This is a genomic window from Arcobacter roscoffensis (genome assembly GCF_024267655.1).
GTDB classification, from domain to species: domain Bacteria; phylum Campylobacterota; class Campylobacteria; order Campylobacterales; family Arcobacteraceae; genus Arcobacter_B; species Arcobacter_B roscoffensis.
In genome coordinates this window covers 1,745,508-1,759,025 of sequence record NZ_CP100595.1, presented here as the reverse complement: position 1 = coordinate 1,759,025, position 13,518 = coordinate 1,745,508, and the positions used below count along the sequence as shown (strand labels likewise).

13 protein-coding genes are annotated in these 13,518 nt (G+C 26.9%); 6 read left to right on the top strand and 7 right to left on the bottom strand.

Annotation, left to right across the window (positions count from 1 at the left end; all coding sequences use genetic code 11):
* Nucleotides 1-11 precede the first annotated feature (11 nt).
* A complete protein-coding gene (locus tag NJU99_RS08180; protein WP_346731821.1) occupies nt 12-1,274 on the top strand; it encodes a cobyrinic acid a,c-diamide synthase CobB in 1,263 nt (420 codons plus the stop codon).
* A gap of 66 nt (nt 1,275-1,340) precedes the next feature.
* On the opposite strand, the gene NJU99_RS08175 is transcribed toward NJU99_RS08180, so the two are convergent.
* The gene (locus NJU99_RS08175) at nt 1,341-1,553 is read right to left on the bottom strand and encodes a malate dehydrogenase (protein ID WP_254575429.1); all 213 of its coding nucleotides are present in this window, start codon (nt 1,551-1,553) and stop codon (nt 1,341-1,343) included.
* A 56-nt stretch (nt 1,554-1,609) separates the two neighbouring features.
* Here NJU99_RS08175 and NJU99_RS08170 point away from each other — a divergent pair, with 56 nt between their 5' ends.
* Nucleotides 1,610-2,587 carry an SLAC1 anion channel family protein gene (locus NJU99_RS08170; protein WP_254575428.1) on the top strand — a complete coding sequence of 326 codons (978 nt, stop codon included), beginning with the start codon at nt 1,610-1,612 and terminating at the stop codon, nt 2,585-2,587.
* A gap of 56 nt (nt 2,588-2,643) precedes the next feature.
* On the top strand, nt 2,644-3,663 hold the full coding sequence (locus NJU99_RS08165) for an aldo/keto reductase (protein ID WP_254575427.1): 1,020 nt from the start codon (nt 2,644-2,646) through the stop codon (nt 3,661-3,663).
* A gap of 31 nt (nt 3,664-3,694) precedes the next feature.
* Here NJU99_RS08165 and NJU99_RS08160 read toward each other — a convergent pair whose 3' ends face one another.
* Complete coding sequence (locus NJU99_RS08160) at nt 3,695-5,128, bottom strand: sensor domain-containing diguanylate cyclase (RefSeq protein WP_254575426.1); 1,434 nt, start codon at nt 5,126-5,128, stop codon at nt 3,695-3,697.
* Nucleotides 5,129-5,288: 160 nt separating this feature from the next.
* On the opposite strand from NJU99_RS08160, the gene NJU99_RS08155 reads away from it, so the two are divergent.
* Together NJU99_RS08155 and NJU99_RS08150 are read left to right on the top strand one after the other, a co-directional pair.
* Nucleotides 5,289-7,832, top strand: coding sequence for a methyl-accepting chemotaxis protein (locus NJU99_RS08155; protein ID WP_254575425.1), 2,544 nt, complete (start codon nt 5,289-5,291; stop codon nt 7,830-7,832).
* Nucleotides 7,833-8,000: 168 nt separating this feature from the next.
* Nucleotides 8,001-9,683, top strand: coding sequence for a protein adenylyltransferase SelO (locus NJU99_RS08150; protein WP_254575424.1), 1,683 nt, complete (start codon nt 8,001-8,003; stop codon nt 9,681-9,683).
* Nucleotides 9,684-9,700: 17 nt separating this feature from the next.
* On the opposite strand, the gene NJU99_RS08145 is transcribed toward NJU99_RS08150, so the two are convergent.
* A complete protein-coding gene (locus NJU99_RS08145) occupies nt 9,701-10,090 on the bottom strand; it encodes a hypothetical protein (protein WP_254575423.1) in 390 nt (129 codons plus the stop codon).
* Between the two features lie 135 nt (nt 10,091-10,225).
* On the opposite strand from NJU99_RS08145, the gene NJU99_RS08140 reads away from it, so the two are divergent.
* Nucleotides 10,226-10,381 carry a hypothetical protein gene (locus NJU99_RS08140; RefSeq protein ID WP_254575422.1) on the top strand — a complete coding sequence of 52 codons (156 nt, stop codon included), beginning with the start codon at nt 10,226-10,228 and terminating at the stop codon, nt 10,379-10,381.
* Between the two features lie 331 nt (nt 10,382-10,712).
* On the opposite strand, the gene NJU99_RS08135 is transcribed toward NJU99_RS08140, so the two are convergent.
* Genes NJU99_RS08135 through NJU99_RS08120 form a run of 4 tightly spaced genes read right to left on the bottom strand, consistent with a single transcriptional unit; the run spans nt 10,713 to nt 13,493 of the window.
* Complete coding sequence (locus tag NJU99_RS08135) at nt 10,713-11,030, bottom strand: DNA/RNA non-specific endonuclease (protein ID WP_283256447.1); 318 nt, start codon at nt 11,028-11,030, stop codon at nt 10,713-10,715.
* Nucleotides 11,024-11,326 (bottom strand): hypothetical protein, encoded by a 303-nt coding sequence (locus tag NJU99_RS08130; RefSeq protein ID WP_254575420.1) that lies wholly within the window; start codon nt 11,324-11,326, stop codon nt 11,024-11,026. The genes NJU99_RS08135 and NJU99_RS08130 overlap by 7 nt, the downstream gene beginning before the upstream one ends.
* On the bottom strand, nt 11,307-11,942 hold the full coding sequence (locus NJU99_RS08125) for a hypothetical protein (protein ID WP_254575419.1): 636 nt from the start codon (nt 11,940-11,942) through the stop codon (nt 11,307-11,309). Before NJU99_RS08125 ends, NJU99_RS08130 begins: the two co-directional genes overlap by 20 nt.
* A gap of 9 nt (nt 11,943-11,951) precedes the next feature.
* The gene (locus tag NJU99_RS08120; RefSeq protein ID WP_254575418.1) at nt 11,952-13,493 is read right to left on the bottom strand and encodes a coiled-coil domain-containing protein; all 1,542 of its coding nucleotides are present in this window, start codon (nt 13,491-13,493) and stop codon (nt 11,952-11,954) included.
* Nucleotides 13,494-13,518: the final 25 nt, after the last annotated feature.

Genomic DNA, 13,518 nt, shown 5'->3' with positions numbered 1-13,518 from the left:
AAAAAGGATAGATTATCAAAGCTTTATGTATTAGTGCAACTGCATCAAATCAAGGAAAAACAATACTTACCACAGCCTTACTTTATCATTATAAAAAAAGTGTAAGACCTTTTAAAATAGGACCTGATTTTATAGACCCAAAATTCCATGAAAAAATCTCAAAAACACCAAGTATAAATCTTGATACAAATATTTGTAATCAAGAGGGTGTTCAATGGTTGTTTTCACAATATAGTAATAAAGAGTTTTCTATTTTAGAAGGTGTTATGGGCTTTTATGATGGGATGGATAAAAACTCTTCAGCTTATGATGTTACAAAGCTTTTAAATGTTCCGACGGTTCTTATTTTAGATGCAAGTGGTTCTTACATCACTTTAAGTGCTATTATAAAAGGGCTAAAAGAGTATAAAAAAGAAAATACTATAAATGCAGTTGTATTTAATCATGTCTCTTCACAAGGGCATTATGAGCTTATAAAAAAACAAGTTGAAAAAGATTTTGATGATGTGGCTTGTCTAGGATTTATTCAAAAAGATTTAGAGTCATTGAGTTCAACTCATTTAGGTTTAGATTTAAAAGATTGTAATGAAGAAAAAATAGAAGAACTTTCAAAAGAAGTTCTTAAAAATATAGACTTACAAAAGCTTGAAGAGATTAGCGAATATAAAAAACAAGAAATAAACTATCCTTTTGAAAAAATAGAAAAAAAAGATAAACATATAGCTGTAGTTTACGATGAAAACTTTTCATTTTTATACCATGACAACTTAGAGTTTTTAAAAGAGCACTTTACAAAAGTAAGTATAGTAAGTAGTATAAATGATGAGATTATTCCAAGTGATGCAAATAGTGTATTTATTTGTGGTGGTTATATCGAAACAAAAGAAGCTTATGATAAATATAAAAACTCTAAAAACTTCCAAGCTTCACTAAAAGAGCATGTAAAAACAAAAAAAGTTTATGGAGAGTGTGCTGGTCTTATAGTTTTAGGTGAATCTTGTGATGATAAAAAGATGTTAGGTTTGTTACCTTTAGAGTTTACTTTAAATAAAAGATTTGTTCGTATGGGATACTATGATAATGACTTAGGTATTACAGGACATGCTTTTCATTATACAAGTGTAAAAAGTGATATAAAAGGTGAATATACTTTATATAAGAAAAAAGGTGAATATGAAAAAGACGCAGCCTTTAAAAAAGAGAATGTTTTTGGGACTTATTTACATACGATGTTTAGGGCAAACTTTAAAAAAATAGAAAACTATTTAGTATAGATATAAGCTAAACTTATATATAGGTAAAGTTTATTTAAAATTAATAAGCTATAATTATATTTGTGATTAGAATAGGGGATTTAGTTTAGCTTTAAGCTTTTTTGGTAGATGAGCAAAAACAATTGTATCTTTTTTTAACAATTGACCTTTTTCGTATACTTCTACATCTATAGTCATTGTTGATGTTTTGAAACTTAAAAGTTTAATATGATGATTTCTCTCTTCAAAAGATAGATTCATTTTTTTTAAGTCTATGATTGCTTTTTTGCTCTTTGCCATTTATTTTCCTAACTTTTTTCTAATTATAATAAATTTTTCTTAATAGGATTTAATAGATGCAAAATAGCGAATCAATTAAAGCAATTCCTTCAAATAGACTTCAATTCTTCCCAATCATGATGTTTGCTACAGTTATGGGACTTATGGGGCTATCAATGGTTTTTATAAAATTAAATGTGAGTTTTGACTTTCCCTATGAAATAGGTTTTTATCTTGGACTTTTTACTTCAGGACTTTTTTTGCTTATAGTTTTAACATATTTTTTTAAAATAGTTTTATATGTAAAAGAAGTAAAACATGAATTATCTCATCCCATAAGAGTAAACTTTTTTGCAGCCTCTTCAATATCAACACTTCTTCTGTCAATGTTTTTTAGACATATTGATATGTATATTGCAAATATTTTATTTTTTGTAGGGGCATTGGTTCATATATTTTTTACATTTTATACAATCAAGTTTTGGATAAACAATAATCTTGAAATTGCACATTCAAACCCTGCATGGTTTATACCAATAGTAGGAAACTTAATAGTTCCAATTGCAGGAGTTGGATTTATTGATAAGTCGATACTATATTTTTATTACTCAATTGGTATTTTCTTTTGGATTATTCTTTTTTCAATTATATTAAATAGAATTATCTTTCATAAGCAATTTGCTGCAAAGTTTATGCCAACACTTTTTATACTTATAGCTCCTCCTGCAATAGGATTTATATCTTATATAAAATTAACAGCTAGTTTAGATTTCTTTGCTCATATACTTTATAGTTTAGGACTATTTTTTACTATTTTGGTTTTTGTGATGTATAAAAACTATATGAATATAAAGTTTTTTATTTCTTGGTGGGCATTTACCTTTCCAATGGCAGCAATTAGTTTAGCTACAATTTTGATGTATGAGCTAACTAATGTAGTTTTTTATGAGTATTTATCTTATATTTTTACTTTGATTACTACTAGTATTGTAGTTTTAGTTGCAGTTCAAACAGTAGTTCACATGAGAAAAAAAGAGATTTGTATAATGGAGTAGTTTAAACTTTTCAAGATATAATAAAGTTCAATTTTTAAAGATTTGAAGGAATTATTATGGATTTTAGATATATAGGAAAAAGTGGACTTAGAGTATCTTCTATTTGTATGGGAACAATGACATTTGGTTCTACTACATCAAAAGAAGAGGCTTTTAAAATAATGGATAAAGCTTATGATAATGGAATAAATTTTTATGATACAGCAGAGATATATCCAGTTCCACCAAAAGCAAATACAGCAGGTATAACAGAACAGTGGGTAGGTGAGTGGTTAAAAACTAAAGATAGAGATTCTATTATTTTAGCTACAAAAGTTGCAGGGGCTGCTTCTGGTTGGTTTGTACCGCCTATTAGACATGGCTTGACTGCTATTGATTCTTTTCATATTAAAAGAGCAGTTGAGGGGAGTTTAAAAAAACTTGATACAGATTATATAGATTTATATCAAATGCACTGGCCTGATACAATAGTGCCTATTGAAGAATCATTAAGAGCTTTTGATGATTTAGTAAAAGAGGGAAAAGTAAGATATATAGGAACATCAAATGATAGTGCTTATGGACTTACAAAAGCAAATGAAACTGCAAAAAATAATAAACTAGCTAGATTTGAATCAATACAAAATAATTTTTCATTATTGAATCCAAGATTTTTAGATGAGTTAGCAACAGTATGTAAAAATGAAGATATTTCACTTCTTCCATACTCTCCAATTGCAGGTGGAGTTTTAGCAGGAAAATATAACAATGGTTTATATCCAGATGGATGTAGATTTACAGCTTATATCAAAAATAAAAGCCCAAGAGTTCAAGCAATGGCTGATAGGTTTGTAAATGAAAAGACAATTGAGGCAACAAAAAGATATATGCAATTAGCAAAAGATTATGGAATCTCTCCTGTAACATTAGCGGTTGCTTACTCAAAACACTTTGATTTTGTAGCTTCTACTATCATAGGTGCTAGAACACTAAGTCAAGTAGATGAATCACTTGCGGCATTTGATTTTAAAATAGATGATGAACTTATGAAAAAAATAGAAGAGGTTCAAAAAGATATTTTATATCCTATGGGCTAGATAAAAAATGAAACCTTTTGGTTTCATTTTTTTATTTTAATACAACTTTATTTTTACCGCTTTTTTTCGCTTCATACATTGCATTATCAACTCTTACAATTGCCAAGCTTATACTCTCTTCAGCTTTTATTTTAGTAACTCCAAAACTTCCTGTTATAGGTTTGTTTACTAGTTTTATAAGACTTAAGTCATTTTCAAGTTTTTCTTTTAATTTTTGAGCTATTTCAGTTGCTTCTTTAGAGTCTGTATTTATAAGAGCTATTATAAATTCTTCACCACCCCATCTACTTTTTATATCTGTTTGTCTTAGGTTTTCTCTTAAAATACTTGATACTCTTTTTAGTACTTCGTCCCCTGTTTTATGTCCTAAAGTGTCATTTATAGTTTTGAAGTTATCAATATCTAAAAATAGTAAAGATATTGGTTTTTGAGTTCTTTTTGATAATTTAGTAAATGTATTTAGATTATCATTGAAAGATCTTCTATTTAAAAGGTTTGTTAATGGGTCATTATTTGCAAAGTACTCAAGTCTTTTGTTGAAGCCTTTAATACTGTAAATGATAATAAACGTAATAATTATAGTAACTATTAAAGAAATAAATAGATTTATATAAAATGTATTATATTCTGTATTCATAAAGTCATCAATTTTTGCTTCAACTATTAAATAAAGGTCTAATTCTGGAACATATTTTGTTTTTAAAAGATACTTCATATCATTTTTTGAATACTCAATAACATTTGCTTTTTTTGATACTATTTGTTCTTTTAGTTTTGCAAGTTCTGGTATATCAGTTAAGTTCTTTAAATTATTGTTTTTTCTTTCAGATAAAATTACTTTCCCATCTTCATTTACAAAATATACTGAAAAATTATAGTTTTGCCTAAAGTGTTTTAACATTTCATCAACATAAGAAATCTTAAGTCCAATTCCTGTAACTCCTATTAGCTGATAATCTTCATCTATCATTTTATGATTTATAAACATAATTAAAGAATTATCCAACTCTTGATTATAATCTAAGTTTATTTCTTGGTTTGTTTGGGTGTTTTTAAATTTAAAGAACCATTGATTATCAGGATTGTCTTTATCAAGGGTTTCTAAAAGCCCATCTTGTGTATAGTAGTTTTTTGTATCTTCTGATACTAAAAATGCTACAAACATACTGTATTTGTTTTTGACCATTTGTAAATAACGTTTTATTTTTTGACTGTTTTCTTCTTCATTTAAAAGCCAATCTTTTACAAAAGTATCATGGGCCATCATAGAAGATACTAAGTTTGGTTTTATTATGTGAGTTTGTATTTCAGAATAGATATTGTCAACAGATAATGGAAGTGAATACTCTTTTAAGTCTTTTTGTGTGGAGTCAAGTGAAACCATAAAATTTATAAAAGACATTGAAACTGATAAGATAATCAATAAGGATGAAAATACAACTACTATTTTTAAATCATTTTTCATAAGCTTAACTTTTCTTTTTTATTTGTATAATTGATAATAACAGATATTTGATTATAAATATTTAAAAATAACTATATTTAATAGTAAATAATTGCAAAATATAACATAAATTAATAGGCAAAATAGTATCATATATAACTTTTAATAATAAAGGATATATATGAATAACTTAAGTATATCAAAAAAATCTTCTTTGATTACTGTTATAGTTACCTTACTAATGTTAGTTGTTGGTTATATAGTTTTAGACTATTATAAGAAAAACCTAACTTTAGAAGTTTATGATAGTGTTCAAAAAGATTTGACAAACCTATCAGAACTTAAGATTCAAGCAAAGTTTGATGTGGGTATTTCAAATGCTATTTCTATTTCAAATGATGGTGAAATAAAAAAAGCATTAGAATTAAATGAAAGAGAATATGCAATAACTGCATTAGAGAGTTTATCAAAAAGTATGAAAGACTCTACTCCTTTTAAAAATATAAAGGTTCATGTTCATACGAAGGATTCCCACTCTTTTTTAAGGTCATGGAAACTTGATAAATATGGCGATGATTTAAACTCATTTAGAGCAAGTGTAGTAAAAGTTAATAGTACTCAAAATGCTGTAAATACTTTTGAAGTGGGGAAAGCAGGACTTAGTATAAGAGCAGTAGTTCCTGTGTTTGATTCAAATAAAAATCATTTAGGTTCACTTGAATTTATGCAAGGTATAAACTCTGTTGCAAAGTCTTTTGATAAAATCGGCGATGCTTTTGTATTACTTATGGATAGTTCACTCTCTGTTGCAAATATTCCAAATGACAAAATACTAAAAAACTATGTAATCTCTCAAAAGTTTGTAAATGAGGATTTTTTAAGGGATGCAAAAACTATTGATTTTGCAAAGTTAAAGCAAGATAAGTACCTAATCACAGATAAATACTTTTATTCATATGTTGATGTAAAAGATTTTAATGATAAAGTTTTAGGAATAGCTGTATCTGCCCGACCAATTGAAAAGGTTATGAATTCTGTCGAACATACATCTTCTATTATTTGGAGTGCTTTAACTATTTTAGTAATTGCTTTAATTTTAAGTATGATTGTTTCACTTATTAATATCAAAAAGAATATACTTTCTCCAATATTAAAACTTAAAAATTCTATTGATGAAATTAGAAAAAACAATTCATCAGAGTCTGAAAAAATAGATATTAATTCAAAAGATGAAATAGGTGATTTAGTTCAAAGTTTCAATTCTTATTTAGACTTTATACAAGATGGTGTTAAGCAAGATAAATTAGTAATAGAAGAAACAAAACTTATTATTGAAAAAGTAAATGCAGGATTGTTAAACGATACAATCAAAGGAACAGCTCACTCAAAAGAAGTAGACTCACTTGTAACTGAGATAAATAGTATGATAAAAACTTTACAAAAAAATCTGATTATTTTATCTGATTCATTAGTTGCTTTATCAAATGCGCAGTACGACTATAAAATACCTCATATTGAAGGTCTTACAGGGTTAATTGCTTCTTTAATGAGTGGTACAAAAGTAACACAATCAACTATCAATGAAGTAATGTGTTTAATAGACAAATCAAATAAAGACTTAACTTTAAGTGCAAATGAACTAACACTTTCATCTAGAAAACTAAGTGATTCTTCAAATACTCAAGCAGCTTCACTAGAACAAACAGCAGCAGCAATAGAAGAAGTATCAGCAACAGTAAATAAAAGTAGCCAAAATGCTTCTAAAATGGCTGATTATGCGCAAAGTGTAATCAAGTCAAATGACAAAGGAAGAGACTTAGCTTCAAGAACTTCAAAATCTATGGATGAGTTAAGTAATGAAGTTACAGATATTTATGAATCAATTTCAGTTATTGACCAAATTGCTTTTCAAACAAATATCTTATCACTTAATGCAGCAGTTGAAGCAGCAACTGCAGGTGAGGCAGGAAAAGGCTTTGCAGTAGTTGCCCAAGAAGTTAGAAATCTTGCAAACAGAAGTGCTGAGGCTGCAAAAGAGATAAAAGACTTAGTTGAAAGTGCTACAAACAAAGCTAAAACAGGAAAAAATGTAACTACTGAAATGATTAGTGGTTATAATGAACTTGATGAAAATATCAATTCTACAATTGAACTTATAAATGACGTGGCAAATGCTTCAAAAGAACAGCAATTAGCTATGAATCAAATAAATGATACAGTTAATTCACTTGATCAAGCTACACAGCAAAATGCAACACTTGCTTCAAGTATTAGCCAAATGGCAGAAAATACAACTTCTCTTGCACAAGAGCTTCAAGCTGTAGTAAATAAAACAAGTTTTGATAAAGAAGCCCAAAAAAGAATTTGTAATACAGATATGATTTTTGATTTAAATAAATTAAAATCAGACCATATTGTATTTAAAAATACAAATTTCTCTGAGTGTAAAGAAGGTTTTAAATTTAAAGTAAAAAATCATCATGAGTGTAATCTAGGAAAATGGATAGATGCAAACGAAAATGAGGCTTTTGCAAATACAAAAGAGTGGCAGGATTTAAAAGCAGCTCACCATAGAGTACATAGTATGGTTCAAGATACAGTGGACTTATATGCTGAAAATTATGACAATGAACAGATTTTTGCAGTGACTGAAAATATAGAGAAAAACATCAATGATGTTTTCCATTTATTGAATAGAATTAGAGAAATCAACTGTGGAAATTAAAAAGAATAGGTTTAGAACCTATTCTTTTAATCTTTTTATATAAACTTCAATCCCTTTTAAAGAAACACCTCTGTATAATTCACTTGATAATTTTTCTCAATAGAAAATTAAAATTTAAAAAATACAAAAATTTATTTATTACATTAAATACAAGAGAGAATATATATTATGAAAAAAATAGAAACACTAGAAGAACTTCAACATTTTGCAGATTATTCATTAGTTAATACTTTAAATTGTGACCCAGATGCACGTGAAGATGGACAGAATCACAATCCAAGAGAGGTTTTTAGTGGGCATTATGTGCCAGTAGAACCTACACCTATCAAACGACCAAAGTACATAGCCCATAGCAAAAAGTTTTTTGAAGAGTTGGGATTTGATGATGAACTTGCAAAAAATGAAGATTTTATGAAAATGTTTTCAGCGGATACTTCAAATCTACCTGAAGGTCTTAAAAAAGAAGGTTGGGCTTGTGGGTATGCCTTAGCTATTTATGGCACTGAGTATTATCAACAATGTCCTTTTCAAACAGGAAATGGATATGGAGATGGAAGAGCTATTTCTATCCTTGAAGCTGTTTTAAATGATAAGAGATGGGAAATGCAACTAAAAGGTGGAGGAAGAACTCCATACTGTAGAGGTGCAGATGGAAGAGCCGTTCTACGATCTAGTATAAGAGAGTTTTTAGCACAAGAACATATGAATGAATTGGGTATTTCTACTTCTAGGTCGCTGAGTTTATATACTTCACAAAGGGAAACTGTGAAAAGACCATGGTTTACAAAAGGCTCTTACTCAAAAGACCCTGAAGTTATGATAGATGAGAAAATAGCTATATCAACTAGAGTTGCACCTTCATTTTTAAGAGTAGGTCAACTAGAACTATTTGGAAGACGAGCTAGAAAACATGAACATCCAGAAGCAAAAGAAGAGTTAAAACAAATAGTTTTACATGCAATACAAAGAGAATATCCTGATATAAATAATGATTTAACACTAGAAGATAAAATAATTCTTTTTGCAAAAAGTTTTAGAGATAGACTCACTTCACTTATATCAAACTGGATAAGAGTAGGTTATTGTCAAGGCAATTTCAATAGTGATAACTGTTCTGTTGGTGGTTTTACTCTTGATTATGGTCCTTTTGGGTTTATAGATAACTTTTATCCTAGATATCAACCTTGGACTGGTGGAGGAGTTCACTTTTCTTTCTTCAATCAGCCAGAAGCAGCAAAACAAAACTTTAAGATGTTTTGTACAGCACTAAAGCCTTTACTAACAGAAGATGAAGAAGCACAAAAATATATAGAACAAATTGAAAATAGCTTTACAGATAAGATGCAAGAAGAAATGGAAAAAATGTGGGCGAGCAAACTAGGAATACAAGAGTTTGATGAAGCGCTGTTTAAAGAGTTGATAATACTCATGATTGAAACATCAGTTGATTATACTATTTTCTTTAGAGAGTTATCTTCTCTTCCTAAAGATATAGAAGCTCTTAGTAAAAGTTTTTATAAAAGTATTGATGATAAGAAAAACTTAAAAGATAGATGGGAAAACTGGTTTGGAAAGTGGAAACTATCTATAAATGACTCATCTTCATCAAAAGAAGAACTTTCAAAACAAATGAAAAAAATAAACCCAAAATACACACTAAGAGAGTGGTTTTTAGTACCTGCATATGAAAAAGCAAATGAAGATGACTACAGTTTGATTCATGAACTTCAAGAAGTTATGACAAACCCATACGCAGAGCAATCAAAAGAAATAGAAGAAAAATACTATAGATTGAAACCTGCTAATCTTTTTGATATAGCAGGTGTATCACATGTAAGTTGTTCTTCTTAAAACAAATAGATTAATAATCAATCACCAAAGTTTGCAAAAGCACTCTCAACATTTGGGATGTTTTTGTAATGGGTCTTTGATAATCTCACTTTTTTTGTATTTAAATCACAAACAGCAATCCTAAAACTAGCTCCCATATATGGCTCAACTACACAAACTATCTTATCATCTATTTGTCTAGTAGTATGAATAGTTCCTTGAAGGTCATTGAAAAAGTACTTAGGATAACTCAAAGGCGTAATCTCTACTATATCAATAGCCTCTTGATTCTCCAAAGTCTCCACAATCAAAGAAGCGTCTTCGTAACTATCAAACTGAATACACCAATCATCGAAATATTTATTAAAATGTTCTAAATCCTCATCTAGAAACCCACCAGCCAAAGACTGTAACGCAAAAATAGACAAAAAACCACCTTGAAATATGTAAAATTCTAAAAACGGATTTTAACATATTTAGCTTTTAGAAATATATATCTTTAAAATTTTGTGAATAATTAATATTTATGTTATGATTTAGCAAAAATAAATAAAGGAGTTTGAATGTCATTTAGAATAAATAAAAATGGGAAAATCATAGAATCTCCACTACCAACAGTTGATAAAAAAACATTAAAGAAAATGGAAAATAAAGTTGTTTCAAATAACCCATTTCTTAAAGGTATAAAAGATAAAAAAGTATCAGTTAAAGCAATATAATTGAATTTAGAATTATCACCTTACTCTCTTAAAACATTAAAATCAAACGAAAAATTTCTTCTTTCTAATCCTATAGAATTTTATGCAAAAGATCACAATAGGACGCAGTTAGAAAAAACTTTTTAGAAGTACAGTCAAACAAGCATTAAAAAGAAACACAAAACTTTATAGAGTAAAAGATAAATCAAATAACATCATAGAAAACTTAGTTTTTTTTGCAATTAGTATAGGTAATATAAGTGCAAATAAAAATATATTCTGCTCCATTTTGGATTATACTATATATTTGGATAAATATCTATACCAATCTCACTCTCTAAGTCTTTTTCATCTATATCAACATAAAAAAACTTTTAGGATAGTTTAAGTTTCCAACTTTTTCTAAATTTTTTTCATCTTTGGGAAAACTTATTCCAACTGTAATCACAATATCTTTTTTGTTTTTTTCAAAATCTTTTAATAAGTTTATTTCTTTAACTCTCCAACATCCTGTATTTAATCCTCTATTTTGTGGTGCAATGTTAGTCATTTTATTTATATCTTGTTTTTCATCTTTCTCTTTACCTGCATTATTATATGGAAGCAAATGTCCTCTATCTACTCCTTGTCTTATATATTCATTAGGATGATATTGCTCTTCTTCTAAGATATTTTTTTGTTTTTCTCTACTTTAAAAGGTACTGAACTTCTTCTAATTGAATGACCTTTTTTAATATCGCTTATATTGTCTTTTGATATTTTATATTCAACTAATAAAGGAACTTTCATTTTTTTATCAAAATATACTATATGTGTTTCATAGCATATCTTCTCTATATTTGGATTTTTAACTATAAAGTTAGGAGCATCAAATAAATGCTTATATTTTGTTGTACTACAATCTGCAAGAAGAATATTATAAAAAAACAAATGTAAGATTAGTATTTTACTTATCTTGATTTTCATTTTCTTTTAGTTCCTCTAATTCTTTTTCTAGTTCTTCTTTTCTATTTTTCTTTTCTAGTTCTTTAATCTGATTTTCATAATGAAGTACTATAAGTTTTACATACTTATCTTTTGATCCTGAAATTACAAATATCATATTTATAAAATAAATAAACAAAATTACAAGAATAACTATAGTTGCTATAAAATTAGTCACTAAAAAAGGAAAAGAAATACAAGCTCCAATTAATATAGATAATAGATATGGACTAATCTCAAAAATACCTTTTGTTACTATTCTTTCATTAAATGCAAATGTTAAAGACTTATTTAAAACAATAATTATTTCACCTATTATATAGAAGAGTAAGATTAAAAATATTTCATCTATTTCTGTAGTATCTTTTGGGTCTAAAACACTAAGTATTCCACTTATATTGTTTAAATGATAATCAACAACACAAATGTAAGAATTATCATAATATGTTTCATTTATCGTACAGTCAAATGTTTGTATATTAGTATCAAATACATTTAACATTAAAATTGTAAAAAATAAAATCAAAGAAGAAAATATGACTTTCTTATCTAAAATCTCTAATAAAGAATTTTTTATAAATTTTAGTACAGTATTCAATTCAATAGCCTATTTATTATTTATTTTTGCATAAGTTTCTTCAGCAGGAGAATTGTGACCTTTTTCAAAAAAATCTACAGGGTTTCTAGATGTTATTTCTAATGATTTTTTTAATAACTGTTTCATAAGTTCTTCATCTTTCTCCCCTAATTCATTTAATTGCTTTTTAAAACTACTATATGACATTGTAAATGCTTCTTTATGGGCATACTCTTGCATTAATACATGATATTCATTTCTTCTTTTACTAGCATACCATGCAAACCAAACAATGGGAGAAACTAAAGGTAGTGTTTTTAAAAATGATATTGTTAAATCGGTATCTTTGTTTAAAATATAAATTGAAAAATAAGCAATTATAGGAATTGTAAATACTAATATGATGAAAAGATAATTCCAACTGTTAATTCCATTTTGGTATTCTTTTCTTTTTTCAGAATATGATTTTGCTAGTCCAGCAGAAGTTGCTCCTTCAATTAAATCTTCAATTTTATCTTTTAAAGTATTATAAGTATCTTCTCTTTTATTATTAATATCTTTATTATAAATTTCTTGTTCATTTTTATATTTTTCAAAATTTTCTATTAATGTATCAATTTTATTACTTAATCCACCTTTTCTTGTTCCATCATCATTTTCTTTTCCAAAAATTTTATCAAAAAATGAGTTTATCTTTATAGTCTCTTCTTCTATAGATTCAACAAGTTCATTAGTTTCTTTCTTGAATTTTTCTATTTCTTCTTTCGCTGTAATGATTGAAGTTTTATAAGATGTTTTTTCTTCTTTATCTACTAATATCTCTTCATAAGCTTTACTAACTTCATAATGAAAATCTTCAACTCTTTTATTTATTTCTTTAATTTTCGTATATATTGAATCTTTGTTTTCTTCATCTATAGAAATAACATCATAGATTTGAGCTAAATCATTATTTATTTCATTAATAGCTTCATGATTTTCAATAATGTCATTTTTTTTAAGGGCTATTGTTTCTGCATCTTTTATTACTATATCATGTAATGTATTTATATCGCTTTTTACATCTGATGATTCTTTATATATATTATCTATATTTGTTTTTGCATCTTTTATTTCTGTATATAATGATTTTTTTTCAGGAGTGTCTTTAATAATATCATTATAAGCTTCTAATATTTCTCTCTTATTTTCTATATCGATATATTTATCAAAGAAATTTAAATAAAAGATTTTTAAACATTCTTCTAAGTTTATATTTGCATCTTCAAGTGATTTTAAAGTAATATTTTCATCTTTGATATTTAATGTTTTAGTACTTTCTAATATGTAAGTATTAATATTTTCTAAATTAGACTTTAACTTAGAAGATATAGTTAATTCTGGATTTACATTTATTATGTAAGTATTAATACAAGAATAAATGCTTTCTAATCTTTTTAGTGAATTAATATAATCTATAGGAACAATATCTTTATTATCAAGTAATATTTTTATTAAATCAATATTCGCTTTTAAATTTTGTATGTTATTTTTAATATTGCTATTTACAAAAATTTTATTTAAATCATTCATTTTTATCCTAAAATAATTTTTTAGT